General features: G+C 69.6%; 21 protein-coding genes and 3 pseudogenes. 7 read left to right on the top strand and 17 right to left on the bottom strand.

From position 1 onward, the window contains the following. Window positions 1-108 precede the first annotated feature (108 nt). Window positions 109-450: a hypothetical protein gene (locus ACODNG_RS09675; RefSeq protein ID WP_434521142.1), complete on the bottom strand. Its 342-nt coding sequence runs from the start codon at window positions 448-450 to the stop codon at window positions 109-111. Between the two features lie 86 nt (window positions 451-536). After that, a complete protein-coding gene (locus tag ACODNG_RS09680) occupies window positions 537-1,388 on the bottom strand; it encodes an SDR family oxidoreductase (RefSeq protein WP_434521143.1) in 852 nt (283 codons plus the stop codon). A 155-nt stretch (window positions 1,389-1,543) separates the two neighbouring features. On the opposite strand from ACODNG_RS09680, the gene ACODNG_RS09685 reads away from it, so the two are divergent. Beyond that, window positions 1,544-2,548, top strand: a complete 1,005-nt coding sequence (locus tag ACODNG_RS09685; RefSeq protein WP_434521144.1) for a Gfo/Idh/MocA family protein — start codon at window positions 1,544-1,546, stop codon at window positions 2,546-2,548. 60 nt (window positions 2,549-2,608) lie between these two features. Here ACODNG_RS09685 and pheT read toward each other — a convergent pair whose 3' ends face one another. Together pheT and ACODNG_RS09695 are read right to left on the bottom strand one after the other, a co-directional pair. Then, complete coding sequence (gene pheT, locus ACODNG_RS09690) at window positions 2,609-4,369, bottom strand: phenylalanine--tRNA ligase subunit beta (protein WP_434521145.1); 1,761 nt, start codon at window positions 4,367-4,369, stop codon at window positions 2,609-2,611. Further along, window positions 4,369-5,898, bottom strand: coding sequence for a phenylalanine--tRNA ligase subunit alpha (locus tag ACODNG_RS09695; RefSeq protein WP_434521146.1), 1,530 nt, complete (start codon window positions 5,896-5,898; stop codon window positions 4,369-4,371). The genes pheT and ACODNG_RS09695 overlap by 1 nt, the downstream gene beginning before the upstream one ends. Window positions 5,899-6,020: 122 nt before the next feature. Between ACODNG_RS09695 and ACODNG_RS09700 the strand changes: the two genes are divergently transcribed. Next, window positions 6,021-6,326, top strand: a complete 306-nt coding sequence (locus tag ACODNG_RS09700) for a HalOD1 output domain-containing protein (protein ID WP_434521147.1) — start codon at window positions 6,021-6,023, stop codon at window positions 6,324-6,326. Between the two features lie 32 nt (window positions 6,327-6,358). On the opposite strand, the gene ACODNG_RS09705 is transcribed toward ACODNG_RS09700, so the two are convergent. The 8 genes from ACODNG_RS09705 to ACODNG_RS09740 form a co-directional block, all read right to left on the bottom strand. Next, complete coding sequence (locus ACODNG_RS09705; protein WP_434521148.1) at window positions 6,359-7,063, bottom strand: peptidase; 705 nt, start codon at window positions 7,061-7,063, stop codon at window positions 6,359-6,361. A 76-nt stretch (window positions 7,064-7,139) separates the two neighbouring features. Next, on the bottom strand, window positions 7,140-7,790 hold the full coding sequence (locus ACODNG_RS09710; protein WP_434521149.1) for a chromosome partitioning protein ParA: 651 nt from the start codon (window positions 7,788-7,790) through the stop codon (window positions 7,140-7,142). After that, window positions 7,787-8,605, bottom strand: a complete 819-nt coding sequence (locus ACODNG_RS09715) for a hypothetical protein (RefSeq protein WP_434521150.1) — start codon at window positions 8,603-8,605, stop codon at window positions 7,787-7,789. Before ACODNG_RS09715 ends, ACODNG_RS09710 begins: the two co-directional genes overlap by 4 nt. 59 nt (window positions 8,606-8,664) lie before the next feature. Then, window positions 8,665-9,558: a hypothetical protein gene (locus tag ACODNG_RS09720; RefSeq protein ID WP_434521151.1), complete on the bottom strand. Its 894-nt coding sequence runs from the start codon at window positions 9,556-9,558 to the stop codon at window positions 8,665-8,667. After that, on the bottom strand, window positions 9,555-9,893 hold the full coding sequence (locus tag ACODNG_RS09725; protein WP_434521152.1) for a hypothetical protein: 339 nt from the start codon (window positions 9,891-9,893) through the stop codon (window positions 9,555-9,557). Before ACODNG_RS09725 ends, ACODNG_RS09720 begins: the two co-directional genes overlap by 4 nt. Before the next feature lie 106 nt (window positions 9,894-9,999). Next, on the bottom strand, window positions 10,000-10,293 hold the full coding sequence (locus ACODNG_RS09730) for a hypothetical protein (RefSeq protein WP_434521153.1): 294 nt from the start codon (window positions 10,291-10,293) through the stop codon (window positions 10,000-10,002). Next, window positions 10,294-13,815, bottom strand: coding sequence for an LAGLIDADG family homing endonuclease (locus ACODNG_RS09735; protein WP_434521154.1), 3,522 nt, complete (start codon window positions 13,813-13,815; stop codon window positions 10,294-10,296). It abuts the gene before it with no gap. 105 nt (window positions 13,816-13,920) lie between these two features. After that, window positions 13,921-14,283: a TRAM domain-containing protein gene (locus ACODNG_RS09740; RefSeq protein WP_434521155.1), complete on the bottom strand. Its 363-nt coding sequence runs from the start codon at window positions 14,281-14,283 to the stop codon at window positions 13,921-13,923. Window positions 14,284-14,489: 206 nt separating this feature from the next. Here ACODNG_RS09740 and ACODNG_RS09745 point away from each other — a divergent pair. Beyond that, window positions 14,490-16,833: pseudogene (locus tag ACODNG_RS09745) on the top strand (DEAD/DEAH box helicase). Window positions 16,834-17,218: 385 nt separating this feature from the next. After that, window positions 17,219-18,001: a topoisomerase DNA-binding C4 zinc finger domain-containing protein gene (locus ACODNG_RS09750; RefSeq protein WP_434521156.1), complete on the top strand. Its 783-nt coding sequence runs from the start codon at window positions 17,219-17,221 to the stop codon at window positions 17,999-18,001. A 17-nt stretch (window positions 18,002-18,018) separates the two neighbouring features. Here the strand turns inward: ACODNG_RS09750 and ACODNG_RS09755 are convergent. The 3 genes and pseudogenes from ACODNG_RS09755 to ACODNG_RS09765 all read right to left on the bottom strand — a co-directional run bounded on the left by ACODNG_RS09755 (window position 18,019) and on the right by ACODNG_RS09765 (window position 22,440). Further along, a pseudogene (locus ACODNG_RS09755) lies at window positions 18,019-19,006 on the bottom strand (tyrosine--tRNA ligase). A gap of 121 nt (window positions 19,007-19,127) precedes the next feature. Then, the gene (locus ACODNG_RS09760; RefSeq protein WP_434521157.1) at window positions 19,128-21,182 is read right to left on the bottom strand and encodes a DUF460 domain-containing protein; all 2,055 of its coding nucleotides are present in this window, start codon (window positions 21,180-21,182) and stop codon (window positions 19,128-19,130) included. A gap of 73 nt (window positions 21,183-21,255) precedes the next feature. Then, a complete protein-coding gene (locus tag ACODNG_RS09765) occupies window positions 21,256-22,440 on the bottom strand; it encodes a CBS domain-containing protein (protein WP_434521158.1) in 1,185 nt (394 codons plus the stop codon). Between the two features lie 199 nt (window positions 22,441-22,639). Here ACODNG_RS09765 and ACODNG_RS09770 point away from each other — a divergent pair, with 199 nt between their 5' ends. Further along, the gene (locus tag ACODNG_RS09770; RefSeq protein ID WP_434521159.1) at window positions 22,640-23,020 is read left to right on the top strand and encodes a cupin domain-containing protein; all 381 of its coding nucleotides are present in this window, start codon (window positions 22,640-22,642) and stop codon (window positions 23,018-23,020) included. Between the two features lie 47 nt (window positions 23,021-23,067). Here ACODNG_RS09770 and ACODNG_RS09775 read toward each other — a convergent pair whose 3' ends face one another. Together ACODNG_RS09775 and ACODNG_RS09780 are read right to left on the bottom strand one after the other, a co-directional pair. Then, on the bottom strand, window positions 23,068-23,871 hold the full coding sequence (locus ACODNG_RS09775; protein ID WP_434521160.1) for a succinylglutamate desuccinylase: 804 nt from the start codon (window positions 23,869-23,871) through the stop codon (window positions 23,068-23,070). Window positions 23,872-23,953: 82 nt separating this feature from the next. Next, window positions 23,954-24,535, bottom strand: coding sequence for a DUF309 domain-containing protein (locus tag ACODNG_RS09780; protein WP_434521161.1), 582 nt, complete (start codon window positions 24,533-24,535; stop codon window positions 23,954-23,956). Between the two features lie 111 nt (window positions 24,536-24,646). Here ACODNG_RS09780 and ACODNG_RS09785 point away from each other — a divergent pair, with 111 nt between their 5' ends. Then, window positions 24,647-25,528, top strand: coding sequence for an EamA family transporter (locus ACODNG_RS09785; protein ID WP_434521162.1), 882 nt, complete (start codon window positions 24,647-24,649; stop codon window positions 25,526-25,528). An 88-nt stretch (window positions 25,529-25,616) separates the two neighbouring features. Beyond that, window positions 25,617-26,441: pseudogene (locus ACODNG_RS09790) on the top strand (restriction endonuclease, SacI family); the annotation flags it as partial. Between the last annotated feature and the right edge of the window lie 37 nt (window positions 26,442-26,478).

Here is a 26,478-nt window from a genome sequence, read left to right on the forward strand (position 1 = left end):
TACGACAAATCCGTCGTCGCAGCCCACTGTCTCGAACCCTGTCAGTCATACGCCGTACCCGGTCCGCTATCCGTCACCTCCGACGGTGACCCCGGTTCCCGCTCGCAGTCACTCGTCGGACGCGGAGACCACGTCGTCGTCGCCCCTCGGCGCCTCGATATCGACGGTGTGGCGCGTGTGTCGCACGTGGGTCCGCGCCCAGCGCCGCGCGGGCCGCTCCGAGAGGAATCGCTCGCCGTCCGGACAGCGTCGACACCGAACGACCCACGGAGTCACGCCGTCCGGGTAGTGGCCCGTGTGACGCTCGTGGTCGAGCGCGAACTGCTCTATCGCGTGCCCCCCCGCTTGGAGTTCGTCGAGCTCGCGGTCGAGATCCCACTCGCGGTCGCAACGCGCACACGAGACGGTCGGTACCTCGGTTTCGCCGTCGGGAGACGTGTCGTCCGTCACGGCTTCGTTTCGGTCCGCGGCCACTTGAACGCGGCCACGCCGCCGCGAACGGGACGCGCCGCGGTCGGTTCGGCCGACCGGCGAGGTCACGCCTTGCGTTCGAACTCAGGGTCGAACATCCGCGCCGACATCGGCGCCGGATCGCCCTCGGTGAGGTTGTACGCCGAGAAGTCGGCGACGCCCGCCTCGCGGAGCAGCTCCTCGTCGTAGAAGCTGTTGCCCGTACACTCGGCCGGGTCGCGCGAGAGGATCTCGAGGACCGCGTCGGAGACGACCTCCGGGGTGCGCCAGTCGTCTTCGGTCCCGAGTCCGAAGTAGCGGGTCGCGCGCGTGTCGATCGTCGTCACCGGCCAGAACGTGTTACAGCCGACGTCGTCGCTTGCCAGCTCCTCGGCCAGCGAGAGCGTGATGAACGACATCCCGAGCTTCGACCACGCGTACGGCGCCTTCCCGGGCGAGCGGTCGGTCACGACCGGCGGCGAGTTCGACAGCAGCCACGCCTCGTCCTGTGCCGCGAGGTGGTCGGCGAACGCGTGCGCGACGAGGTGGCTGCCGCGGACGTTCACGTCGGTCAGGAGGTCGAACCGGTCGGCCGGCAGGTCGGCCACGTTCGCCAGCTGGATCGCGCTCGCGTTGTTGACCACGATGTCGACCTCGCCGAAGCGATCGATCGCCTCCTCGACGACCGCCTCGACGCGATCCTCGTCGCGGAGATTGAGTTCGAGCGCGAGTGCCTCCGCCCCGCGGTCGCGCACCTCGCGCGCTGTCTGCTCGATCGATCCCTCCAGCTCGGAGTCGTCGTCGTCCGTCGTCTTCCCCGTCGAGACGACGTTACAGCCTTGGTCGGCCAGCGCGAGCGCGATCTGCTTGCCGATGCCGCGAGTCGTTCCCGTGATGAACGCCGTCGAACCCGAGAGGTCCGGAGCCGCGAGTGTCATACGCTCGGATCGGCCGACCGAACTATAATTCCCGGTGTCCGAGCCGAGAAACCGGGCGACCGGTTCGGCGGGGACCGAGCGACCCAGCGGCCGGAATCGACCGACGCCACCTGCCGGACACAAACCACTTGACCGGGGGGCGCGTCGCCCAGCACATGAGCACTCCGGCGACCAACTCGGACCAACTCGAATTCGGCGTCCTCGGCACCGCGGGCATCGCCCGCAAGGCGGTGATCCCGGCGATCGCCGCGAGCGACCACGCGGTCGGCGCGGTGGCGTCCCGGGACGCCGACCGCGCGGAGCGGTTCGCGGCCGAGAACTCGATCCCCCGCAGCTACGGCTCCTACGAGGCGCTGCTCGGAGACGACGCGCTCGATGCGGTGTACGTCCCGCTCCCCAACGGCCGCCACGCGGAGTGGACCAAACGCGCCGCGGACGCCGGGTTGGACGTCCTCTGTGAGAAGCCGTTGGCCGCGGACGCTGACGAGGCGCGGGGGGTCGTCGACCACTGCGACGAGCGCGACGTCACGCTGATGGAGGCGTTCATGTACCGCTACCACCCCCGTACCGAGCGCGCCCTCGCGCTCGCGACGAGCGAACTCGACGACGTTCGCACGGTGACGGCGACGTTCCGCTTCCCGCTGTACGACCGCCCGAACGACGTGCGCCTCAACCCCGACCTCGCGGGCGGGTCGCTGATGGACGTCGGCTGCTACCCCGTCTCGCTGGCCCGGACGGTGCTCGGGACCCCCGACCGAGCGTACGCCCACGCCGGCGACACCCGGGACGCCGGCGTCGACACCGAGCTCGCGGGCGTGTTGGAGTACGACGACGGTCGGTCCGCCCGAGTTGCCGCCGGGTTCGACACGCAGCTCGTCCAGCGCTACCGCGTCGACGCGACGAACGGCTGGGTCGAGGTCGAGCGGGCGTTCGACGCGCCGACCGACGAGGCGGTGGAGCTGGAGTACGAGATCGACGGCCGACGCGGCGTCGAGACGTTCCCCGCCGTCGACCAGTACCGGCTTCAGGTCGAGCACTTCGCGGACCGCGTCGCCGACGAACACGCTCCCCTGACCGACGGCGAAGCGGCGATCGCGAACATGCGAGTCATCGACGCGCTCGCCGAGAGCGCCGCCGACGGCGGTCCCGTCGACTGCTGACGCCGCCCCCGCTCGGCCCGCCGACCGCCGCGCTGGACGCCACCGCTCGCTCGACGTCCGTTACCGCAGCGCGTCGAGGTCGAACTCGAAGGCGGCGACCGGCACTTCGAGGTCGTGTTCGACGAGCACCGCGGGGTGGAGCTCGCCGATCACGCCGACGCGCTCGCCGTCGACGACGACGTCGGCGGCGCGCCCCTCGATGAACGAGGGGTGTTCGGTCCGCGGCGTCGCCAGGTCGGCGTTGAAGTCGTCACAGAGCGCCTGGAGCCGCCCCTTCGCGGCCTCGTAGGAGGCGTCGCGGCGGGCGACCGCGCCGGCGACGTGTCGGGATTCGGTGACGCCCGTGTCCGCGTCGTCGTCGCGCTCGGCGACGAAGCCGACCTCGGCGACGTCCTGCGGGTAGGCGTTGTGGGTATTTCGCTCCAACAGCATGACGAGCGACGGGAGCGCCCAGGTGCGGAGCTGGGTGTACTCCTCGCTGTACGGCTCCGTGATCTCCGCGGGGTCGCCGCCCCCGAAGACGCCCGCGCCGTCGGCCGCGGCGCCGCCGGTGCCCGGCTCGATCCGCATCCGGTCGTAGTTCTCGGTCCCGCTCGTCATGTGGAAGTTCAGCAGGTCCTCGAAGCCCAGCCCGACGAGGCTGGTTCGGACCGCGTCCTCCAGCCGCGAGCGCTCGTGGCGCCCGCCGACCGTGCCCACGTCCGGGTAGCGCGGCTCCAGGTTGTCGAAGCCGTACGCGCGCCCCACGTCGTCGACGAGGTCGAGCGGGTGGAGCACGTCGACGCGGTACGGCGGAATCGACACCTCGTAGGTCACGTCCTCGCCGAGCGTGTACGAGGCGTCGAGTCCGGCGCGCTCGAAGCAGTCGACGACCTCCTCCGGCTCGAAGTCGACGCCGAGCAGCGTCTCGATCCGATCGTGCGAGACGGTCTTCTCGTCGACGTCGAGGTTCGGGCGGACGAGTTCGGCCCCGTACTCGCTCGGGTGGGTCGCGCCGTCGGCGTAGTTCACCTCGACCTCCTCGATCGTCGCGCCGCGGGCCGACAGCGCGTAACAGATGATGTTCCACATCCTGTCGATCGTCCACTGGTCGGTGCCGGTCAGCTCGACGAACAGCTCGCGGGAGCCGGTCGTCACCTCGGTGCGCTTCCCGTTGATGACGGGCGGGAACGAGAACAGACCGAGATCGTCGTAGATAGCGGGATAGCGGTCGAGGTCCTCAACGAGGTCGGCGTAGGTCGTCCCCGTGTCGTGTTCCTCCAAGACCTCGGCGGGAGTCAGCTCGTCGTTGGCGTCGAGCGGGACGAACGTCTCGCCGTCGGGGTCGACGCCGCGGTAGGTGATCGACGGCTCCGCGCCCTCCTGGAGCGGCGCGCCCTTCACCATCGCGAGGTCGTGGACCCCGATTGCGCCCTTCGCGCGGCCGCGGCCCATCGTCGCGTGGAGCTTCTCTTGGAGCTGGATCAACGACTCCAGCGCCGCCTCGTCGAGGTCGAGTCCGCGGACCACGGCGCCGGTGACGTACGGCCGCTCGTCGGGGACCGACTCGTCGACCTCGATGGTCCACTCCGGATCGTTCGTGTTCGGGACGTAGACGCCGCGCGCGTCGCCGTAGTGGTAGCGCAGCGATCGGGCGACCCCCTCGACGGAGAGCCGGTCGAGTCGGTCGGGCGCGAACTCGAACTGGAACTCGCCGTCGTCGGTCTTGCCCTCGAACTCCAGGCCGAGACCGAACAGGTCCGCCTTGAGTTCCTCGTCCTCTTTCTCCTCGTGGCCGGTCAGCTCGCGGAGCTCGTCGGGGTCGACGTCGACGACGGGCATCAGTAGCTCACCTCCGCGTTCCGCAGGAAGTCGATGTCGGCGAGCGTCCCGTGGAGGTCGCGGATGTCCTCCGCGCCCGTCGTCAGCATCGCCAGTCGCTCCAAGGCGAGACCCCACGCCATCACGTCGCAGTCGACGCCGAGCGGGCCGGTGACCTCCTCGCGGAAGACGCCGGAGTTGCCGATCTCGATCTCCTCGCCCGTCTCCGGGTGCTCGCCGAACAGCTCGAAGGACGGCTCAGTGTAGGGGTTGTAGTGCGGCTTGAACCGGATGTCCGTAATTCCGAACTGGCGATAGAACTCCTCGAAGGTCCCCATCAGGTCGCGGACCGAGAGGTCCTCGGCCATCACCCACCCCTCGATCTGGAAGAACTCCAAGAGGTGCGTCGGGTCGAGCGTGTCGTTGCGGTACACCTTCTCGACCGAGAAGTAGCGCTGCGGCGGCTCAAGCTCCGCGCCCGCGACCCCGGAGAGGTAGCGCATCGACAGCGACGTGGTGTGGCCGCGGAGCGCGACCTCGCGGGCGAACTCCTCGGACCACGGCGAGTGGTAGCCGTCGCCGTCCTCGCCCCAGCCGTCGCGGTGGGCCGACTCGACGCGGGTCATCAGCTCGTTGGGAATCTCTTCCATCGGGTCCACGTCGAGCGCGAACCGGTCCCAGTGGGTCCGCGCCGGGTGGTCCTGCGGCATGAACAGGCAGTCGTTGATCCAGAAGTCGGCGTCGGCGTGGGGACCCTCCATCTCCTGAAATCCCATGCCGACGAGCACGTCCTTCACGCGGTCGGCGGTCCGCCGGAGGACGTGCTTGCGGCCGCCGCGGGCCGTCTCCGCCTCGGCCTCGACGTTGTACTCGGCGAACTCCGCGTCGCGCCACTCGCCGCTGGCGAGCAGCTCGGGCGTGAGTGCGCCCACCGTCTCGGTCGCTTCGACGCCCGTCATCAGCGCGTCGACGCCGTCGTCGGTGAGCGTCACCGTCCGGGTGACCGACTCCGCGACCGCGATCAGTCCCCGCGAGTCGAGCTGGTCGATCACCGCGTCGTCGACGGCGAGATCAGCCGCGCTGCGACTCTCACCGTCGGCGTCCGTGAGCGCGGCGAGCGCCGTCGCCTCCGGATCGTCGTCGGGGTCGGCGTCGGGGTCAACCGAAAGTTCGCCGCCGTCGACGCTCCCGAAGCCCTTCCGCGCGAAGTTCGCCAAGGCGATGTCGACCTCGGGTCCGTCCAGGTCGGCCCCGTCGATGACCGGGCCCATCGAGACCGGCTCGGCGTCGGCGCCGGCGTCGAGACCGGCCCGGTAGAGCCGCGTCTCGGGCAGCCCCGCATCGACGTAGGCTCGTCCCTCGTCGGTGAGTTCGAGCGTCTCGTCGGTCACCGACCCGACCTCGACGAGGCCCTCCTCCGCCAGGTCGAAGGCCGCGCCCGCGACCGTCTCCGGCTTCAGGTCGGTCTCCGCGGCTATCTCCGCCACCGTTCGTTCGTCCGTCGCGCTCGCGGCCTCGAGGACCGCGAGCTGTCGTTCCGGGAGTCGCATTCGAGTTGTCTCTACACGCGTGCGGCTGGTTGGTAACGGTTCCGGGACCGGGACGCCACGCCAACCTCGTTTCTGATAAATTGAACAACCTATTTTTATACTGCTTCGACGAGGACCCGCGTATGAGCAGCGCAACGACCGAATCGAGCGATTCCGATTTGGAACCCGAGACGACTCGCGTCCCCCACGGCGGCGACGGACCGAGTCCCAGCCTCGCCGTCGTCGAAGCGATTGCCGACCTCGCCGGCGTCGACTCTGTCGACCTACACGAGGAGGGCGTCGTGCTGTACGAGCACGTCGACCCCGACGCGCTGGACGCGCTCGTTTCCGGCGGGTCCGGCGACGACATCGACGTCTCGCTCACCGTTGCGGGCTACGACGTGCGCGTCGGTCCCGAGTCCGCCGTCGCCCGGCGGTCGCGGAACTGAGGCGCGGACCCGACTCGGCTCGCCGCCGCCCGCTACTCCGATTCGGCCGATCGTTCGCGGAGCCGCGCGATCCGGTCGCCGAGCGGCGGTTGGACCTCGAACCACGTCGACCAGTCGCCGGTCTCAGGCTCGATCCCGCGACGCTCCGCGACGCGCTCGAACGCGTCCGCGACGCGGTCGGCGCCGACGGCGTCCGCGGCGCGGGCGTCCGCCGCGTACTGGACCCGACGGCCGGCCCAGAAGGAGACGAGTCCGACGGCGACGACGGCAGCGAAGCCGGACCCGAACGGGACGAGCGTCGTGACGACCGCCGTCAGCAGCGCCAGCACGCCCCCGACGGCGACGGCGCGGAACTCGGTGTAGTACGTCGTCACCCGACCGGCCTCCGCCGCGAACAGCCCGACCGCGACGTCCTCGTCGAGGTCCGTCAGTACGTCCTCGGTGAGGAACAGCACCCGTCGACGGGGCGGTCCCCGGACCCCCACCTCCGCGGGACCGGCGGCCGAGTCGTCGTCGCCGACCGCTCCGCCTCCGCTCGCGCCGTCCCCGTCGACGGATTCGATCGCGATCCGGTCGACGTCGAGTCCGCCGGCCTCCGCCAGCGCCGCGATCTGTTCACGCTCCGCCTCGGTCGGCTCCCGCAGGTCCCGAAAGCGGTCTGCCGCGTACAGCGGTCCAACCGAGACCGCGAGCGCGGCGACGACGGCGACGCCGACGAGGAGCGCGACGCTGATCATCGCTCTCGACGACGGGGCGGCCGGAGTAAAAAGGCCCGGTGTCGCGGCGTATCTCCCGCTTTGCCCTCATCCCTCCTCACTCCGGGACGCGTCGCGCGAGCGCCCGGACCGCCGCCGCGGCCTCGCTGTCGGGTGCGGCGTCCGCGACCGGTCGCTCCGCAGCGACGGACCGCCCGACGCGCGGATCGGCCGGGACCACCTCGACCGGCGCGCCGAGCGCGTCGCCGATCGGGTCGACCGGCGGCGGCTCGGTCACGCGGTTGACCGCGCACCCGACCAGCCCGGCGTCGAGCTCGCGCGCGAGTTCGCGGGTCCGGATCGCGTCGGCGAGCGCGAACGCCCGCGGCGAGACGACGAGCAGGCAGGCGTCCGCGACCGCCAGCGGCACGCCGGCGTCGGCGCGGCGCCCCGCGGGACAGTCGAGGACGACGGTGCCGAACTCGCGCTCGACCGCGGCGACTGCTCCATTCAGTCGCGTCAGGTCCGCGGCGCGCGCGCCGGCCAGCGTCCGCCCGCACGGGACGATGTCCACCGGCCCGGGGCGGACCGTCTCCATCGGATCGGCCGTGCCGGCCAGCACGTCGTGGAGGTCCGGGCCGCGGCCGTCCGGGAGGTCCGCCATGCCGAGGTCCGCGTCGACGACGACCCCGTCGAGTTCGGCGGCGACGTTGTACGCCAGCGTCGTCTTCCCGACTCCTCCCTTCCCGCCGGCCACCGCGAGGATCACGCCAGCGCCTCCAGCGCCTCCGTCGGCACCTCGCTCTCCTCGGCGCGCTCCGCCAGCGCCGCTGCGCGGTCGCGGATCGCCTTCAGGCGCTCAGCGTCGGCCGCGACGCGCTCGTCGAGTCCGTCGACCGCGTCGAGACCGCCGGCCTCCTCGACGACCGCCGTCGCCGTCGCGAGGTCGGCGTCGGTCAGCCGCTCCGCCCGATCGATCCGGGTCTCGACGCTCGCGAACCACGCGTCTATCTCGTCGGCCGTCGCCGTCCGTGATGTCGATTCCGCGGTCGCCGCCCGGCCCGAGTCGCTTCCGACCGTCGACTCGACCGCCTCTGCGCCGCCGCCGGCTTCGCCCCCTCTCCGATCGACTGAGTTTCCGTTCCGGGCGGTCTCTCCCGCGCCTCGCCCGGCTTCTCCGCGGTCATCGGGGTCGATCGCTCCCGTGACCGCTCGCCGCGGCGGGCAATGGGTTTCGAGGTCCCGTACCGCCGCCCGCGCGAGGTCGGATCCGGTTTCGTCCGCCGCACGAGTGTCTTTCTTGCCCGGATCGACGGATTCGACGCTCGCGATCTCAACCGGCGGCTCGACCGCGTCCGCGAGCGCCGCGAACCCGAACGTCTCGCGCTCGCCCGGGCTGACGACCGCCGTCACGCCCGCGGCGTCCCACCCGGCCTCGGCGACGCCGCCCCGCCGCGGCGGGAGAACCGGACCCTTCAGCCGACTCTCGATCCGGACCCGTCGCGGGACCGCCCCGTCGTTGCGCACCCGGAATCCGACGAGCGACGCGTCCCCCTCGCGCTCGACGGACCAGTCGAGTTCCATGCGCCGGATCCCGCGGAATCGCATTTAAGCGTCGGGGCGGCCCAAGACGCTGCCCGAGTTCAGCGTTCGTCCGCTCCGTCGGAGCCGCAGGGGCTGCCAGACGCGTTGGACGTTCCTGACGTACCTGACGCAGCGAACGTTCCTCCCATACGAACGTCCATGGTTCGGAGCAGCGACCGCGCGCTCCGCTCGGACGCGGCGACCGCCCGCGCCGCGTCGCCGCGCAGTTCGACCGGGGCGTCGAGCGCCGCGATCCTGACCGCCGCGAGCGACGCCGTTATCGGGTCCCCGTCGTACGCGTCCGGTCCCTCACCGGCCGCGCTCGGGTCGCCGGCCGGAACGACCGCGAGCGCCCGCCGGAACTCCGGATACATTGACTCGGCGAGCTCGCGACGGGCTTCGCGCCGTCGGTTCCGAAGCCGATCGCGGAGCCGTAGCCGTCGCCGTCGCTCGTCGCGGGCGCGGGTCGCCTCGGCTCGCGCGCGTTCGAGCGCCTGCTCGGCCGCGATCGCTTCGGTCTGTGCGGCCGATAGCTCCGCGGCCGCCGCCTCGAGGTCGTCGAGCGCCTCGTCCGCGTCGGCGTCGACCGCGCGGCGCGCCCGAGCGTCGCCGCGGAGCGCGGCGACCCGTTCTTTCAGCCGCTCTATCTCACCGGTCGTCTCCGCGACCCGTCGCCGCGCCGCGGTCAGGTCGACCGGTTCGACCTCTATCGCCGCGAGTTCGGCTTCGATCTCGTCGATCTCCGCCGCGAGCGACGCTGTCTGCCCCTGCGAACGCGCGGCCGCCGCGAGCTGGCGTCGGAGTCCCGCGTCAGTGGGTACCCGTCCGAGTACCGCGCTCGGCTTCGGACGGGCTTCGACGGTGGCAGACTCGTTTTTCCCGTCCGCTCCGACGGATTCGTTTTCGCGGTCCTCGCGGTCCGGCTCCGACGGTGTCGGCCCTGCTCCGGTCACAGCTCTCGGCCGCGCATGGCGTCCGGGTCCGGATGCTCCGTCCCCGCGGCGAAGGCGGCGTACGGCGTCGCCTTCGCGGACCGATCCGCGTAGGCCGCGGCGGCCTCCCGCACCGGATCGTCGACGGCGACGAACTCGTTGAACGGCTCGGTGCGTTCTATCTGGACGTCCCCGCCGTGTGACTCCCGCAGCCGCAGCGCGAGGAACGCGGCGTACACCGTCTCGTCGAGCAGCGCGGCCCGCCCGAACCGGCGGGCGACGACCGATTCGTGGCGGCGACACAGGTTTCGGAGACCGGTTCGAGCGGCCGCCGAATACGTCACGACCAACAACACGGCCGCCGCTGGTCGATTTTGGAATTTATTCGTTCCGAACCGGAACGTTTCAGCCGGCTTCAGCGACCGCGTTCCGGCCGCGTTCTCTCGATCCAGCGATCAGAAGTTAGAACCGCTCGACCTCGAAGGCGGGCCGATCGCCGTCGTCCGGATCGGCGTCGACGTCACTCACCGCGAGGACGCGCTCGCGTGCGGCCGGCTCGGATGGCGCGACGACCACGGTCCCGTCGACGGGGTCGTCGCCGACGGCCCGGAACACGTCGTCGTCGCCGTCGAACTCGGTGGCGTACGTCCGAAGCACGGCCGCGACGCGCCGCTCGGTGGCCGCGAGGTCGGTCTCGCCGTTCTCGAACTCGCGGAGCGCGTCCTCGACGTTCCGTATCGCGGAGATCCGGTCCATCTACGTCGTCCGCAGGTGGCCCTGCTTGGGCTCGTACACTTCGCCTTTCGTCCGGAGCTTCTCGATCTCCCCTTCGGCCTTCCCCGGATCCATCCCGATCTCGCCGGCGCGATCGAGCACCTCGTCGACGGGCGCGCCCTCCTGGTACTCCTCCTCGATATCGGCGATGAGGCCCTTGATGTTCTTGATGCGGTCGCGCTGGCTCTTCGAGGTGCCCGTCTCGACCACGTCGGCGTCGAACTGCCCCGTCTCCGGGTCGACGCCGATGTCTTTGAGACACGACTCGACAATGTCAGTCGCGCGGTCGGCGTCCTCGCGCTCGACGGTGTCCGAGAGCCGGACCCGCGCGCTCGCCTCCGAGAGCCGAACCATCGCCTCCAGCTTCCGGGCGGTGACCGGCACCGGCGCGTCCTCGTCGGCGCCCTTCGAGCGGAGGTCGACGTAGAACTCCTCTATGAGTTCTTTCGCCTCCTCCGTCATCGTCGGGTAACAGGAGCGCTTCGCGTGGGCGACGTACTTTCGGAGCAGCTCCGCGTCGATCTCCGGCGCGACCTCCTCGGTCACCTCGGCTACCTGTTCCGACGTGAACTCCGAGCTGGCCAGCTCCTCGCGCTGGGTGTTGAGCTCACCGGCGTAGTTCGTCTTGATGATGTGTTGCGCCAGCCGGGAGTCGTGTTCCGGGTCCGGGCTGTCCGTCACGGTGAAGATGAGGTCGAACCGCGAGATGAGCGCGGGTTCGAGGTCGATCTGTTCGCCGATCGGCTCGTACTGGTCGAACCGGCCGTACTTGGGGTTCGCGGCGCCGAGCAGCGAACACCGCGCCTTCAGCGTCGCGTTGATCCCCGCCTTCGAGACCGAGATCTTCTGTTGTTCGAGCCCTTCGTGCATTGCCGACCTATCCGACGAATCCATCTTATCTAATTCGTCGACAGCGGCTATCCCCTTGTCTGCGAGGACGAGAGCGCCGGCTTCGAGCGACCACTGCTGGCCGTCGCCGAAGTCGTCGCGGACGGCCGCCGCCGTGAGACCCGCCGCGGACGATCCCTTCCCGGACGTGTACACCGAGCGAGGTGCGATATTTTCTACGTACGAAATCATCTGCGAGTTGTGTGAGACGATCCCGTTCGAGACGTAGTTGTGGGCTCCTTCGACTTCGAGATCGTACACCCACTCATCCTCGGGTTCGACTCGCTTGATGGACTCGATCCGATCCCAGCGAATATCGCTCTCAGCGAGTCGGCCGAGCGCGGCAACGTCGTGTGCGGTGGATCCGCCGTCTGTTTTGGCGAAAGCGTCGGTATCGCCGTCGATGGAGGACCCACACGCGTCCTCGAATGCGTCGACAATTCGTCTGAGGGCGTCCCGACTCGGATTCCGGTTTCCGGCCTCGTAGTGTCGGTACGTGCTCCGCGGTACACCGCACTCGTACTGTGTCAATCCCAGCGACTCACGCAGCCGACGAAGCGTCGGTCCAACGTTCGGGATCACGTCCACGTTCGTGTTTTGATCCGTTTCGAGATGCTCCTCCGCTGCGGACTGTTTTCGTTCGGTAACGAACCCGATCTTAGTGACGTAGCGGTCGAATTGTGTACCGCTGATACGGAGCCGGTTGCTTCCGTTGTGCCGCTCGTGTAACTGGGATGTGATCCCATGTTGAAGCAAGAGCGACCGGACTCCTTCGAGAAGCTCCTCGCTCATCGACGCGACGGTTATCTCACGTTGCGACGCAGAGACGTGACCTTCTCCCTCGATGATTCCCTCAACGAAAGCCGCGGTAATTTCGTCAGAGGCGCCTGCGATTCTCGACGGGACCCGCTGCTCCGCGGAGCTTTTCAGTAGCGCTTCATCGATCTCGTTGAGGAAACTGACGAACTCGCCGGCGGAACACAGTAACTCCCGCGCACTCTTGCCATCGTGCGGCTTCCTAGTGGTCGTTTCGAGGTTAAGGTCGCGGAGCGTGTTGCGGGCGTCTTCGAGGACCTCCTCGTCGTTGTTCGTGATCGAAATGAATCCCGAGTGATCGTCGCGTTTCTCGACGTAGCCCTCGGCAACGATGTATCCGACGAGACGGGAGAGCGCTGGCGTCCATCGTTCGGGATCGTCAAGACGGACGGCGTTGTGCGACTGTGCCTTTCGAAAATCGACGTCAAGCGTGTCGTCGTCGTCCACGTCGAGCCGGGCGGGTGCCGCCACGAACTCGCCTGCTTCCAGTTCCTCGGCACGGACCGGAGCGAACTGCCCGTCCCGCTGGATGAACAGCGGGTGGGAAGGCGTCACGTCGAGTTCACGGCCCGACGCCGTTTCGACCCGATACATCTCTGCCGGCGCCTCTCTCTTCCAGACTTTCGTCGCGCGGGAGGTCCCGACAGTGCCGTTCTCCTGAAGTGCGGGAATCTCGAAGTCGACACTATCCCAGACGCCGTCGTCGACTGTCTTCGGATCGTCGAGGTTTCGCTCGACCAGCTCGCGTATCAGCACTTCTCGTCCATCGTTGAGGACGACCTTCGTGCCGCCATCGAGACACTTCCCCGTACCCGGATCCCCGATCAGGAGCATGTGGAGGTCGCCCCGGATCCGCGAACCGTCGGGCAGGTGCTTCGTGACGCCGGAGAACAGCTGGAGGATCATCGCGAGCTTCTCCTCCTCGTAGCCGTAGATGGCGGGGGCGATGGAGCCGACCATCGCCTCGTAGATGTCGTCGCGCTCGGAGAGCTCGATGATGTCGCGTTTGTCCGCCTCGGTGATGTCCATGTCCTCGAACTCCTCGTCCTCGATGGAGATGGAGACGCCGTCCATGTACAGGTCGAAGATGGCGGACTTCTCGTTGCCCTGCTCGACCTGTTCGATGTGGAGGACACCGACGCAGGTGACGTGGTCGCCGGGGCTCACCTCGCCGGTGATGTCGTCGATGATGTCGACGTCGAGCGACTGGGGCGTCTCGCCGCCGCGCAGCCCCTCCGGCGACTCCTGGATGCGGAGCTTCTGGGAGTCGACGAACTCGGACTGGTCGAAGTTGACGCGGAACGGCCCCTGTCGCTCGCAGCCCTGACACTCGTGGGGTTCCTGGAAGCCGCCGTCGGACTGCGGGATGTACGTCATCGTGCCGCAGCGCTGGCACTCGAAGGCGGCCTCGGTCACCTTCGGGCGCACGTCGGTCGCCTTCCGGACGATGCCCTGAATAGAAACGAGCTTGCCGATATGATCGTCGTGGACGCGGATCCCGCGGATGTCGACGCTCTCGGGGAGATCCTCGATCCGGACGTGCGCGCGACCGAGACTGACGTCGGCGGGGAGGTCGTAGAGCCGCAGCGCCTCCTCGGCGTACTCGCGCATCTGCTCGGGCTTGTTCAGGAAGTCCTCGGCGAGGTCGCGGTCGAACTGAAAGAGGTCGTCGTAGGAGACGTACAGCGAGCGCTGCTCGTTGGGGTACCGCTGCGCGAGCTGTCCGATCTCCTCGCGGTAGTAGTTGCGATAGAACTGAATGAACCGCTCCGTGAGGTCCTGGGTTCCGGCCTGTGCCATTGCGACGCCACTTCGTCGCCATCACGTATGAACCTCCGGTTCGGGGCGGACGTGGTCGGTTCGGCGAGGGGGTGGTCGAGTAGAGCGGGCGGGTCGGCTGCTCGGCTATGCGCGTCCGACGAAGGTTGCGTCGGCGGAAGTGCGCCCCTCGTTGAAGGAGAGCACCTTCGCGCGGATCACGTCGCCCGGTTCGAGTCCGCCGGGGATGTCCTCGGTGAAGACGACGAACCCTTCGACCTTCCCGACGGCGACCTCCGAGCCGGAGTGGTGGTCGGTCAGTTCCGTCACGCCGAACTCGTAGGTCTCGCCGATCTCGACGGGCGCGTCGCGCTCTTGGGCCGCCTCGTGGGCGCGTTTCGACTCGCGCGCATCGGCGGACGGAGCGCGGAGGCGGCGGGCGAGCACGAACAGCGCGAGCAGTGCGACCGCGACGGCGAGACCGATCACGATCGGCGACGAGGGGATCATACCCGTGCGGTCGGCCGCGGTCACCTAAACGATGTGGGTCCACGGCGGCGACGCCCCGACCGCCGACCGGGACCGCGAACGCGACCTCGGGAGCGACTCAATCCGTCGCGCCCGTATGAGAAACGCCTTTGCCCTCGAAGCCCCCCTCTCGATCCGATGCGACACAGCCGCGGTTCCCGACGACTCGCGCACGGGTGTGGTGTGCCGTGAAGGTCGCGGACGCGGTGCCGGAGTTCGCCGACGCCTTCGGGTTCGACGAGTTCAACCGGATCGCAACGGGAGGCGCTCCCGGGCATTCTGGAGACCGATCACAACGTGGTCGCGTCGGCGCCGACGGCCTCCGGGAAGACGGCGCTCGCCGAGCTCGCCATCTGCCGGACCCTCGCGGCGGGCGGCACCGCCCTCTTTATCGCCCCGCTGCGCGCGCTCACCAACGAGAAGGAGAGCGAGTGGGAGCGCTTCGAGGAGCTGGGCTACTCCGTGTACGTCGTCTCCGGCGAGCGCGACCTGAACCCGCGCCGCGCGGAGCGCGCCGACGTGCTGGTGACGACCCCCGAGAAGGCCGACAGCGCGACCCGGAAGCACGACTCCGCGCGCTACTCCTTCATCACCGACGTGGACTGCGTCGTCATCGACGAGGTCCACCTGCTCGACTCCGAGAAGCGCGGTGCCGTACTCGAAGTGACCGTCTCGCGGCTCCGCCGGCTCCAGGACCCCCGCGTGGTCGCGCTCTCGGCCACGATGCCGAACATCGACGACGTGGCGGAGTGGCTGGACGCGCCCGCGGAGACGACCTACGCCTTCGGCGACGAGTACCGCCCAGTCGACCTCGAAACCGGCGTGAAGACGTACTCGCACGGCTCGAACGCGTTCGCCGACAAGTACCGCCGGCTCTACCGCGCGCTCGACCTGGCCGAGCCGCACGTCCGCGAGGACGGACAGGCGCTCGTGTTCGTCTCCTCGCGGCAGGACACGGTCCAGGCCGCGAAGAAGGCGCGCGACGAGATCACCGAGCGGGACATCCCGATCGACTCGCGAGACGACTACGACTTCCACAACGAGGCGAAGGAGCTGACCAACGACACGCTCCGCCAGTCGGTCACCGACGGCGTCGGCTTCCACCACGCCGGGCTGGGGAAAGACGACCGCGACCGCGTCGAGGAGTGGTTCAAGCAGGGGAAGATCAAGTTCCTCTTCTCGACGTCGACGCTCGCGTGGGGGGTGAACCTCCCCGCGCGCTGCGTCGTCATCCGTGACACAAAGTACCACGACCCGCTGGAGGGGGAGACCGACATCTCGCCGCTGGACGTGCTCCAGATGCTCGGGCGCGCCGGCCGGCCGGAGTACGACGACGTGGGGTACGGCTGGGTGGTCTGCGACCGTGCCGACGCCGACAAGTACCGCAAACTGCTGCGCGAGGGCAAAGAGATCGAGTCGCGGCTCGCGGCCGACCTTGAATCCCACCTCAACGCCGAGATCGCGATGGGGACGATCCGCGGGCTGGAGGACGTGATGGCGTGGCTGGAGACCACCTTCTACTACGTCCGGGCGAAATCAGAGCCGGACGCGTACGACTTCCCGACGCTCCGCGACCGCGTGCGCGACACGCTCGAATCGCTCGTCGACGACGGGTTCGTCGCGGCCGACGACGACCTCGCGATCGAGCCGACCGGGCTGGGCCGGCTCGCCTCGAAGTACTACCTCCGCTTGGACACCGCCCGCCGCTTCCGGCGGCTCGCCGACCGCGAGACGCTGACGGTCGACTCGGTGTTGGAGACGGTCGCGTCGGCCGGCGAGTTCGACTCGGTCTCGGCGCGCTCGGCCGAGTCGGACGCGATCGACCGCATCCTCGACGGCCGCGACACGGATCTGGAGGACGGCCACCGCAAGGTGTTCGCGATCCTGCTCGCGGGGATGGCTGACTCGATCCCCTCGGACCTCCGGTCGGACGCGTGGGTGATCCGGCAGAACGCGCTCCGCCTGCTCGCCGCGCTCGCGGAGTTCCTCGACCGCTTCGCCGGTCCCCGCGCCGCCAACCTCGCGCGCCGCGTGGAGGCCCGCGTCGAACACGGCGTCTCCCGCGAGGCCGTCGCGCTCACCGCGGTCGAGGGCGTCGGCTCCGGTCGCGCCGAGCGCCTCGCGGACGCCGGTCTCACCTCGCCCGCCGACGTAGTCGACGCCGGCGCGAGCGAACTCGAAAACGCCGGCATGAGCGACTCCGTCGCGGAGCGGGTCATCGACGCCGCGCGCGACTGCCCCCGGATCGATGTCGACTGGGGGGACTTCCCGGAGGCCATCGCGGTCGGCGAAAACGAGATGTGCGAGGTCTCCGTCGCCGCCGTCTCCGGGAGCGCACGCGCGGGGATCCGCGTCACCGTCAACGGCGTGGAGATGACCGCGACGACGACGTACCTCGACGGGGAGGCGACGGTCCCGGTGGGCGTGTTCGGCCCCCCCGACGCCGACGAACTGGAGTTCGTCGTCGAGGTCGTCTTCCCGGACCTTCCACTGTTGCCCGTCACGGCGACGCGAACGGTTCGGGTGGAGTAGGGACACCTACGGGGCTGTGGCGCGTGCCGGTGAGCGCCCGAAGGGCGCGAATCGCACGCGCGAGGGAGTCGCTGGCGCCGGTGGCGCCAGCGACGAGGCTGGGGAGGCGTGAGGTGCGGTTGCTGTGCGGTGCGGGGCGGGAATCAAAGGGGCAGCGCGAGGCCGCCGTAGGCGACGCAAGCACCGCAACGAGCGAGCGGAGCGACCGAGTGAGGTGCGCAGCGAGCGTACGGCGGCCTCGCGGCTGGGGCTTTGGAGCTGTTCGCCGCCGATCTACTGTCAGTTATCTCCTCATCGCATCGCCAGTGTTTGTCGTCACGCGCCACACATTCCTCTTAAACCCCCGCAACGACCGCTTTTCACCCATACCGCGGCCAGCCGTCCCATGCCGCAACGACTCCGCGTGCTCGCAGGCGACTGTCAGGTGACCGACCGCGGCGACCGCACCCGCACGCACCGCGGGCGCGTCGTCGTCCTGATCAAACCGGACGACACGACGCTCGTCCACGACGCCGACGGCTACCAGCCGGTCGCGTGGCTCACTCGGCCCGAGAGCGTGGTCGTCGAGGGCGACGGCGACGGGTTCACCGTCACCGCCCGCGACGGCTCCCGGCGGCTCCGGGTGGCCTCCGAGGAAGCGACCGCGTGCCGGGCGCTCCCCGTCACCGAGGCGGGGGTTCCGGTCGGGACCTGCCCCGACGACGGCGGGCCGCTCGTGCGCTCGCGCGGCGACGTGGTCTGTCTCGACTGCGAGACGCGGTGGGGGCTGCCGGCGGGCGCGAGCGTGACGGACGCGACCTGCGACGACTGCGGCCTGCCGAAGATCCGCGTCGAGCGCGGCGAGCCGTTCCACCTCTGTCTCGACCCCGCCTGCGACCCGATGGAGGACGCCGTCAGCGACCGGTTCGACAGGGCGTGGGACTGCCCCGACTGCGGGGGCGACTTGCGGGTCCGATTCGCGCCCGGCCGCGTCTACCTCGGCTGCGAGAACGACCCCGACTGCGAGACCACCTTCTCGTTCCCGGCGGGCGTCGTCGTCGACGAGTGCGACTGCGGGCTTCCGGTCTTCGAGACGGCGGCCGGACTCGGCTGTTTGGACGGGACCTGCGCGGTCGGCGGGCACACGACGAGCGGCAAAACGGAAGATAAGCGGCCGAACGACGCGTAGCTGGCGCCCCTCCCGGTCTACTCCGCGAGCTGCTGGCGGCCCGGCGCGATGAGGCGGTCGAGGTACTCCGCGAGCGCGCCCTTCGCGTCCGCGGGGTGGAGTTCGCCCGACTCCAGGTCGGCCTCCAGGTCGTCGTAGGCGTCGTACTCCAGGTTCCCGCCGTACTCCTCGGGGCGCTCGACGGTGACCGCGTCGAACCGCGGGAACACGTGGTACTCGAACACCTGGAGGACAGGGTTCTCGCGCTCGGCGCCGTCGTCGGTCGGTTCGGGGTTGGCCGTCGGCGGGCAGTAGGCGTCGTTCACCTTCGACTCGATGTCCTCGCGGGAGTCCTCCATCGAGATGGTGACGCCCTCGCTGGAGGACATCTTCCCGCGACCGGTTCCCAGGTCGGCGATGAGCGGCGTGTGGAGGCTCGTCGGCGGCTCGCGGTCGATGCTCGGCAGCACGTCGCGCGCGAGCATGTGGACCTTCCGCTGTTCCATTCCGCCGACCGCGATGTCGACGCCGAGGTACGGGATGTCGAGCGCCTGCATCAGCGGGTAGACGGCCTGGGACACCTTCACGGAGTCGCCGGAGGTGATCTCGGCCATCGCGCGCTCGGCCCGCGCGAGGGTGGTCTCAAGCTCCAAGGCGTGGAGGTCGAGGGTGTAGTCGTCGTCGAGCTGGAAGTCGGAGCCGAGGACGAACTGGGTGTTCAGACTCGTCGAGCCCGTAGGCGATGAACTGGTCGCGCATCCGCTCTGCGGTGTGGCGGATCTCCTCGAACGACCCCTTGTCGTTGAGGTATGCGTGTACGTCGGCCAACAGCACGGTCACCTCGAACCCGGCCTCCTGGAGGTCGATGAGCTTGTTCGCGGTGAGCATGTGACCGATGTGGAGCACGCCCGAGGGCTCGTAGCCGACGTACGCCCGCTTGCCCTCGGGGTCGTCGGCCAGCGCCTCGATCTCCTCTTCGGTGACCACCTCGGCCGCGTTCCGGGTGATCAGCTCGTGAGCGTCCATACGTCCGACTGTGCGTTCCCGGACATATGACTTCTGGATGCGTGTCGACGGATTGCGCGGAGCGCCGCCAACGCGGCCGTCGGCCGCTCACTCTTCGGTCTCCGGGAGCGTCCCCCCGCGCTCACTCCTCGGTCTCTGGCAGCGTCCGCCCCGCGCGGTGTTCGGAGATGATCCGGTCGATCCGCTCGGCCTTCTCGTCGCGCCGTCGCTCCTCGGCGCGCTTCTCCCAGTCGTCGACGGCGGCGGCGAGGTCCTCCTCGCTCGCGACCGCCAGCTCGTCCACCTCGCGGACCGGCACCACGTCGGCGGGCACTACCGGAACCGCGCGCTCGAACAGCACCTCGTCGGCCACGTCCGAGATCTTCCCGTCGCCGCGGATCACCGCCCGCGGCTCCGTCTCGGCGAGCCGCTCCGCGGTCCGGCGGCCCGCCCCGGACGCGTCGCGCAGGTAGACCACGTCGCCGTCGACCAGCCCGTACGCCTCGTCGGCGTCGTCGAGCGCGTCGAGTGTGAACTGCTCGACCACCTTCACGCTCACCAGCCCCTGCCCCTCCGCCACGTCGCCGAAGTTCGAGTGGTCGAGCCGCCACAGCTCCTTCAACGTCTCCACCTTCCGTTCGAGGTCCTCGACGCGCTCCTGTGCCTCGTCGCGCTCGCGCTCCAGCCGGTCCGCCTCGCGTTCCAGCCGCGAGACCGCCCGCCGGGTGCGCGCCTCGATCCGCTCTTCGCGTTTCGCCTCCTCCAGCTCCGACTCCAGCTCCGCGATCCGCTCGTCACGCTCGTCGAGGTCGTCCTCCAGCGACTCGGCGTGCGACTCCAGCCGGTCGACGCGCTCGCGGAGCCGCCGGATCGTCTCCTCCTCCTCGGTGCGTTCCGGCTCCGTCGGGTCGGTCTCTTCGTTGTCCTCTCCGTCGCCGTTTCCGCCGCCGCCGTCGTCCTCGCTCAGCTCCTCGATGACGGCCTCGACCGACGAGCCGCCCGCGACAACCCCGGCGATCACCGCCCCGCGGTCGAGTCTGGGCGGCGTCTTCGCCGCGATCCGCTCGAACTGGTCCTCGTGGTCGTCGAAGGCGTACAGCGCGGCCGCCAGCGCGTCCCGCTCGTGGTCGTTCGCGTAGCTCGCCTCGCGGGTGCGGTGGAGCTTCTCGTCGACCGGGAGGTCGGTCGTGGGCTGCCACCCCGCGGCGTCGAACGAGCGCCGGAACTTCTCGACGGTCTCCGGCATCGGCTCCACGTCGGCGGCGACGATGATCGGCCGGCCCTGCTCGACGATCCACTCGGTCACCTCGGCGGTGTCGCCGGTCCGCGAGGAGTATAACGCGTGGACGGTGCCGTCGAGTCCGACGACCGCGGCAGCCGTGGTGGTTCCGGGGTCGATCCCGACGATGACGCGGTCGCGCCGCTTCACCAGCGGCTCGTACTCGATGCCGTCGCGGCGCTCGCGCTCGACCTCGACGCGCACGTCGCCCGCCCGCGAGTTCGAGACGGGGATGTCCTCGGGGCGCGCCTCGACCGTGAACGTCGCGTTCGCGTAGCCGCCGTACTTCTCGGTCACCTCGCGCTCGAACGACAGGTTCGACTCCTTCAGCTTCGACTGGACCTGTCGCGTCCGCTTTTTCACGTTGCCGTGGATCCGCCGGGTGTAGCGGTCCTGACTCCACCCGCCCTTTCCGGTGGAGCGCCCGCGGGACACCTTCACGGTCGTCTCGTCGGTGAACGCGGTCACCTCGTGGCCGACGTTGGCCGCGGCGAGCCGCGCCGCCGCCTCCGCCTCCTTCATCGGCTCCTTCCCGTAGGGGATCCCGTGCCGGGAGGCGACCCGCGAGAGGGGTTCCGGGCGCTCCGCGCCGGTCACCTGGACGAGCCGGGTCCCGTCCGGAAGCGACCGGAGGAACCCCACCAGCTCACCCTTGTCCGCCGCCAGCTCGTAGGCGTTGTCGGTGGCGACGTAGAGGGGTTCGCGGTCGTCGATCAGGCGGCAGAGTTTCCGGAAAGAGACCACGTCGCGGGTGATCCGGGCCATCGGGCCGTCCGCGTCCGGGGCGTCCGGGTCGTCCTCGTCGACGGGGTCCAGAACCACGAGCGCGTAGGAGGGGCTGTCGCCGCGGACGTCGCCGCTGTGGACGTCGACGCCGAACACCGGCCGGTCGCGGGCGCGGATGGTCCGGGTTGTCACGGACCGAGGTAGGTCGTTGCCGCGTATATACCCCACGCCGGGGACGCGGTCTCCCGCGCCGAGGAGGGAAGAATTAGAGAATGCCGGACTCGTCGCCCGCCTGCTGCCGCCGGCCGCCGATGACCCGCGGCGTCCCGCCGGTCTGGATGATGTTGAACGCGGTCATCAGGTCGGACCGCGAGATGAGACCGACGAGTTCGCCGTCGGCGTCGACGACGGGAAGCCGCCCGACGCCGTGTTCCTGCATCGTCTGGAGCGCGGTCAGCGCGTCGGCGTTCGGGTCGGCGGCGACGATCTCCGTCGCCATCACGTCGTCGACGCGGTAGGCGTCGCGCTCCACCTCGCGGACCGACCGGGCGTCCTCTAGGGTGACCATCCCGACGAGTTCGTCGCCGTCGAGGACGGGGTAGCCCGTGTGACGCTCCTCGAACATCCGGTTCATCAGGTCGGCGACCGAGGTGTCCTCCGTCACCGTGTGGAGCTCCTCGCGGGGCGTCATGATGTCGGTGACGGTGACGCCCTCGAAGGCGGCCTTCAGGGTCGTCTGCTGCGCCTCGCCGGAGGCGGCGATGTAGACGAAGAAGGCGAGCACGATGAGCAGCAGCTGGAAGGTGAACAGCCCGATGATCCCCATCAGGAACGCGAACACCTTCCCCACGGAGGCGGCCCGCTGGGTCGCCTGCGCGTGCGGTTGGTTCCGCGCGAGGAGCGCCCGAAGGACCCGGCCGCCGTCCATCGGGAACGCGGGGAGCATGTTGAACACGGCGAGGACGACGTTCAACAGCGCGAGGTAGCCGAACACGAAAAGGACCGCGTCGGCGCCGCCGGGCGCGACGAGGACGACCCCGTAGCAGGCGACCCCAACCGCGACGCTGACCAGCGGGCCGGCGATCGCGATCCAGAACTCGTGTCTCCAGTCCTCGGGGAACTCCGCGAAGCTGGCGAGCCCGCCGAGCAGCCACAGCGTGATCGACTCGATCTCGTAGCCGTAGCGCATGGCGACCAGCGAGTGGCCGAACTCGTGGAGCAGCACCCCGACGAACAGCCCGACCGCGGCCGACAGCCCGAGGATCCACGGGGTGTTGCCGGCCGCGACCGCGGCGGTGTCGATCCCGAGTCCGGCGGTCTCGTTCATCACCTCGGCGATGGTGTCGACCTCGCCACCGATGAGGTACGCGAACAGCGGTAAGACGAGCAGAAACGTCCAGTTGAGCCTGATCGGAATCCCGAACGCGCTCCCGACCTTGATTCCACGCATGCCATCGGGTTCGGTCGGTGATCGGTTAAGTCACGGGGTCCGGTCGGTGATCGGTTAAGTCACGGGGTCCGGTCGGTGATCGGTTAAGTCACGGGGTCCGGTCGGTGATCGGTTAAGTCACGGGGTCCGGTCGGTGATCGGTTAAGTCACGAGGCCCGCTCGGTGAGCCGTTAAATACCCGGCTCGCGTCACGGACGCCATGAGCGACGCAGGCGATCCCGACTCGGTCGTGAAGCACGGCGACGAGGTCTCGTACGAACCCGTCGAGGCCGCCGAGGGCCTCTCGAAGGGCGTCCTCCTCGACGAGTCCGACGGCGCCCCGAACTTCGCGATGCGGCGGTTCGAACTCGCGCCGGGCGCCGAGGTTCCCCGGCACACCAACGCGGTCGAACACGAACAGTACGTCCTCGCCGGCGAGTACGTCGTCGGGATCGGTGAGGAGGAACACGCGGTTTCGCCCGGCGACGCCCTGTTGATCCCCGCCGGCGTCGAGCACTGGTACCGAAACGAGGGCGACGAACCCGGCGCGTTCATCTGCGCGGTGCCGAACGGCGACGACAGTATCGAACTCGTCGAGTAGGCGGCGGGCAGTCGCCCGCGCGCCGCGGCCAGGGAGAGAGGGGCCGACTACTCCAGCGTGCCGACGCGGTCGGCGACGTAGCCGAACTGGTCGCGGTAGCCGTTCGGCGAGAGCAACACGGGGTAGAAGGGCTCGTCGGCGAGCAACGGCTCGCCGTCGGCGGCCGCGAACCGCTCGCCGGACTCGACGCGCTCGAAGTTACGCGCGAACACCTCGTACGCCTCCGCCTCCGGCTTCGGGATCCGTTCGCGGAGCCGGAACACCGAGACGTCCTCGCGGCCGCCGGCGTCGAGGACGTCGTCGGCGCCGGGCGCGGAGATGGCGCCGGTCGCGGCGAGGAACGCGCGGGCCAGCCAGTAGGCGTTGTCCGCGGCGGTCTCAGAGCCTTGGAGACCGGCCTCGACTTCGAGCGTGTGGGGGTGTTCGATGAGCCGCCCCTCGGTGAACGCGTCGGTCTGGATCACGGCGTCGACCGGGAGGTGCGGCGCGACCGCGCGGGTCACCTCGTCCATCGAGTCGATGACGGCGAACGGCTCGGCGTACGACTGCGTCGAGTGGATCGCGAGGGTCGTACACCCGGCCAGCGCGTCGAGCAGCTCGACCGCGAGCCGCACCTCGTGGGCCTCTCCGTCGGGATTTCCCGGGAACACTCGGTTGAGGTCGGCGTCGAGGTACCGCTCCCCGGCGTCGAGCGCCGCCTCGTTGGCGACGATCAGCCGCACCGGCCGCTCGGGGTCGAGGTCGGCGTCGAGCAGGCGCTCGACGGCGCGGGCGCCGCAGGGCTCGTTGCCGTGGATCGCGCCGACGACGGCGACCTCCGGCTCCCCGTCGCCCAGATCGTGGACTTCCATACGAGGTACAGGTGCGCGGCGGATAAGTGGCGTTCGGTCGGCGACGGTCGCCGTTCCGTCCTGCCCGCGCCGACTCATCCCCTCAGTGCTCCTCGTCGACCCGCTCCGCGTACTCGTAGTCGGCGGGGTACGCCGGGGGACGCGCGTCGTCGAGGGCGATCCGCCAGTCGTCGACCGCGGTCGGATCGTCGAGCGCGCCCCGGAGCGTCGCCCGCACGTCGTCGACGTCGACGCCGTAGAAGTCGCTCGGGACGCCGTCGAGGTACTGGAGCGCGGTCTCGAACAGCGACCGCATCCCGGCGTCGTTCTCGAAGTCGACGCGCTTGTACGCGCCGGCCGCGACCTGGACCATCCCGTGGAGGAAGGCGCTCTCGGCCGTGCCGCTCCCGTAGTTGTACCACTCGCTTTCGAAGCAGTCGTGGCTCTCGTGGTAGGCGCCGTCGTTGAACAGCCGCACCCCGTGTTCGGTCGCGCGCCGCAGCGTCGCGTGTTCCCAGTAGCCGCCGACCACGTGTGTGTCGGGCGAATCCCCCGACGACTCTCCCGCGTCGTCGGGCCTCGCAGACGACTCGTCCGTCGCCGCGGCGGGACCGTCGCCCGCGTGCCACCCGGTCGGGTTCCCGAGCGGCGGGGCGACGCCAGGGTCGCGGGTGTGGTCGTCCATGTGCGCGCCGTTCGCGCGGGAGCGACCTAACCGTTTCGCGGCGCGGAAGACGGCGCTGGTTCGCGGACGGATCGAACCCTTCTTTCCTCCGGTCGCGCTCACGTCAACCGAATGGACGCCGGACTCCTCTCCGCGCTTGCCGCCGCCGTCGTCTGGGGCGTGTACCTCTTCGCCCTGAAGCGGGCCTTCTCCGGCTACCCGCCCGCCGCGCTGACGGTGGCGATCAACGTCGCTGCGGTCGGCTGGTTCCTCGCGGGGACCGGGATCACGGTCGGATTCAGCGACGCCGCGGCCGGATTGACCGGACTCGTCGCCCCCCGACGGTTCGCCGTCGTCGCCGTCACGAGCCTCGGGACGGCGGCGGCGTTCGTCCTCTTCTTGCGCGCCATCGAGGACGGAGCGGTGTCGTACGTCGCGCCGATCAACAAGATCGTCCCGATGTTCGTCCTCCCGCTGGAGGTCGGGCTGCTCGGACAGGTGTTGACGCCGATCCAGGTCGCCGGCGTCGTCGTCACCACGCTCGCGGTGTACGTCGCGAACTACGAGCCGGGCGACTTCTTCGCGCCGCTCGCGCGGGCCACCCGCTCGCGACCCGCGCAGCTGGCGCTCGCGAGCGCGGCCTGCTACGCGGTCGCCGACGTGGGCAAGCGTGTCGCGCTTCAGGAGCTCGCGATCCCCGGGACGCTGTGGGTCCCGCTGCTGCTCGTCGGCGTCGCGGTCGTGCTGCTCCCCGCGGCGGTCCGAAACCCCATCGACGTGACTCGGCGAGACGTGCCGAAGTTCCTCGCGGTCGGCGCGCTCGTCGCGCTGGGCGAACACCTGACGACGGTCGCGTTCGCGGCGCTGCCCGCGAGCGTCGCCTCTCCCGTGATCAACACGCAGGCGATCGTCGCGGTCGTCCTCGGGGGCGTGCTGCTCGGCGAGCGCCACTTCCGGATCCGGCTCGCCGCGGCCGTCCTCGCGGTCGTCGGCGTCGCGATGATCGCGGGATAAGTGGGCGCGCAGGGTGGGGAGGCGCGGGATGAGGAGACGCGGGATGAGGAGACGCGGCTGAGTCCCATCGAGCGCGGCGAGGCGCTCCGTCGCACACAAGGCCCTCGTTCCGTGGGAAAAAGATCACGGCGAGCGGCTCGGCGGCAGTCCGGAGCCCTTCGTGAACAATCCCGCTCGCCATCCCGAGGTCGACACCGGCAACCGCGCCCGCTCCAGTCGGAAACAGGAGCGGCTCTACAACCTCTTACAGCGGCTGGAGGACAAAGTCGCGCAGGGCGCCCTCGAACCCACCGACGTCCTCCGAGAGACCTTACAAGCGGTTTCCGAGTTGGAGTCGAAGACGGTCGAGTTCGAGTCCCCGTCTGCCGCGCCGTACGAGCTAATCGCGGACAAAATAGAGCGGTACATAACCGAATCCGGAAACGGCGAGCGGCTTCCCGCCGTCGTCGCGGGCATCGTCCGGACGTACTACGACCACGCGGGAGGGGAGGACTGGCGGGTGGACTGCGAGCACGCCAACGTCTCCGACGAGTTCTCGAACGCGGCGGGCGACGTCGAAATCTTCCGCGGTGACGCGTTACACAAAGCGATCGAGGTCAAAGACAAGCCGGCCACTCGAAGCTCCGTTCAACACGCCGTCGAGAAGGGCCGGCTGAACGAGCTCGGGGAGTATCTGTTCGTTCTGGGTGCCGGGTTTCGCTCCGGCGAGGAGCGTGACGCGCGGCAAGCGGCCGAAGACGCGCCCATCGAACTCATTTTTATTACTCCCGAAGAGCTTCTGGGGACGCTGAAGCTCGTCGACGACGCCGATCGGCTCTCCTTCCTCGAGGCGGTCGGTGAGTTCCTGAACGACATGCGAGCGAACCAGTCGAACAAGAGGGCGTTCACGGAGTTAGTCGATTCCATCGACTGATTATGTCGTCTGTAACCGATATAATGTAAATAACGGA

Origin of the sequence: Halorubrum sp. AS12 (genome assembly GCF_051122765.1) — an archaeon.
In the GTDB taxonomy this organism is placed as follows: domain Archaea; phylum Halobacteriota; class Halobacteria; order Halobacteriales; family Haloferacaceae; genus Halorubrum; species Halorubrum trapanicum.

Coding starts and splice junctions, on each gene's coding strand:
- ACODNG_RS09680 (WP_434521143.1), bottom strand. CDS start 1,388: ATGACACTCGCGGCTCCGGACCTCTCGGGTTCGACGGCGTTCATCACG.
- ACODNG_RS09685 (WP_434521144.1), top strand. CDS start 1,544: ATGAGCACTCCGGCGACCAACTCGGACCAACTCGAATTCGGCGTCCTC.
- pheT (WP_434521145.1), bottom strand. CDS start 4,369: ATGCCCGTCGTCGACGTCGACCCCGACGAGCTCCGCGAGCTGACCGGC.
- ACODNG_RS09695 (WP_434521146.1), bottom strand. CDS start 5,898: ATGCGACTCCCGGAACGACAGCTCGCGGTCCTCGAGGCCGCGAGCGCG.
- ACODNG_RS09700 (WP_434521147.1), top strand. CDS start 6,021: ATGAGCAGCGCAACGACCGAATCGAGCGATTCCGATTTGGAACCCGAG.
- ACODNG_RS09705 (WP_434521148.1), bottom strand. CDS start 7,063: ATGATCAGCGTCGCGCTCCTCGTCGGCGTCGCCGTCGTCGCCGCGCTC.
- ACODNG_RS09715 (WP_434521150.1), bottom strand. CDS start 8,605: ATGGAACTCGACTGGTCCGTCGAGCGCGAGGGGGACGCGTCGCTCGTC.
- ACODNG_RS09730 (WP_434521153.1), bottom strand. CDS start 10,293: ATGGACCGGATCTCCGCGATACGGAACGTCGAGGACGCGCTCCGCGAG.
- ACODNG_RS09735 (WP_434521154.1), bottom strand. CDS start 13,815: ATGGCACAGGCCGGAACCCAGGACCTCACGGAGCGGTTCATTCAGTTC.
- ACODNG_RS09740 (WP_434521155.1), bottom strand. CDS start 14,283: ATGATCCCCTCGTCGCCGATCGTGATCGGTCTCGCCGTCGCGGTCGCA.
- ACODNG_RS09750 (WP_434521156.1), top strand. CDS start 17,219: ATGCCGCAACGACTCCGCGTGCTCGCAGGCGACTGTCAGGTGACCGAC.
- ACODNG_RS09765 (WP_434521158.1), bottom strand. CDS start 22,440: ATGCGTGGAATCAAGGTCGGGAGCGCGTTCGGGATTCCGATCAGGCTC.
- ACODNG_RS09770 (WP_434521159.1), top strand. CDS start 22,640: ATGAGCGACGCAGGCGATCCCGACTCGGTCGTGAAGCACGGCGACGAG.
- ACODNG_RS09775 (WP_434521160.1), bottom strand. CDS start 23,871: ATGGAAGTCCACGATCTGGGCGACGGGGAGCCGGAGGTCGCCGTCGTC.
- ACODNG_RS09780 (WP_434521161.1), bottom strand. CDS start 24,535: ATGGACGACCACACCCGCGACCCTGGCGTCGCCCCGCCGCTCGGGAAC.
- ACODNG_RS09785 (WP_434521162.1), top strand. CDS start 24,647: ATGGACGCCGGACTCCTCTCCGCGCTTGCCGCCGCCGTCGTCTGGGGC.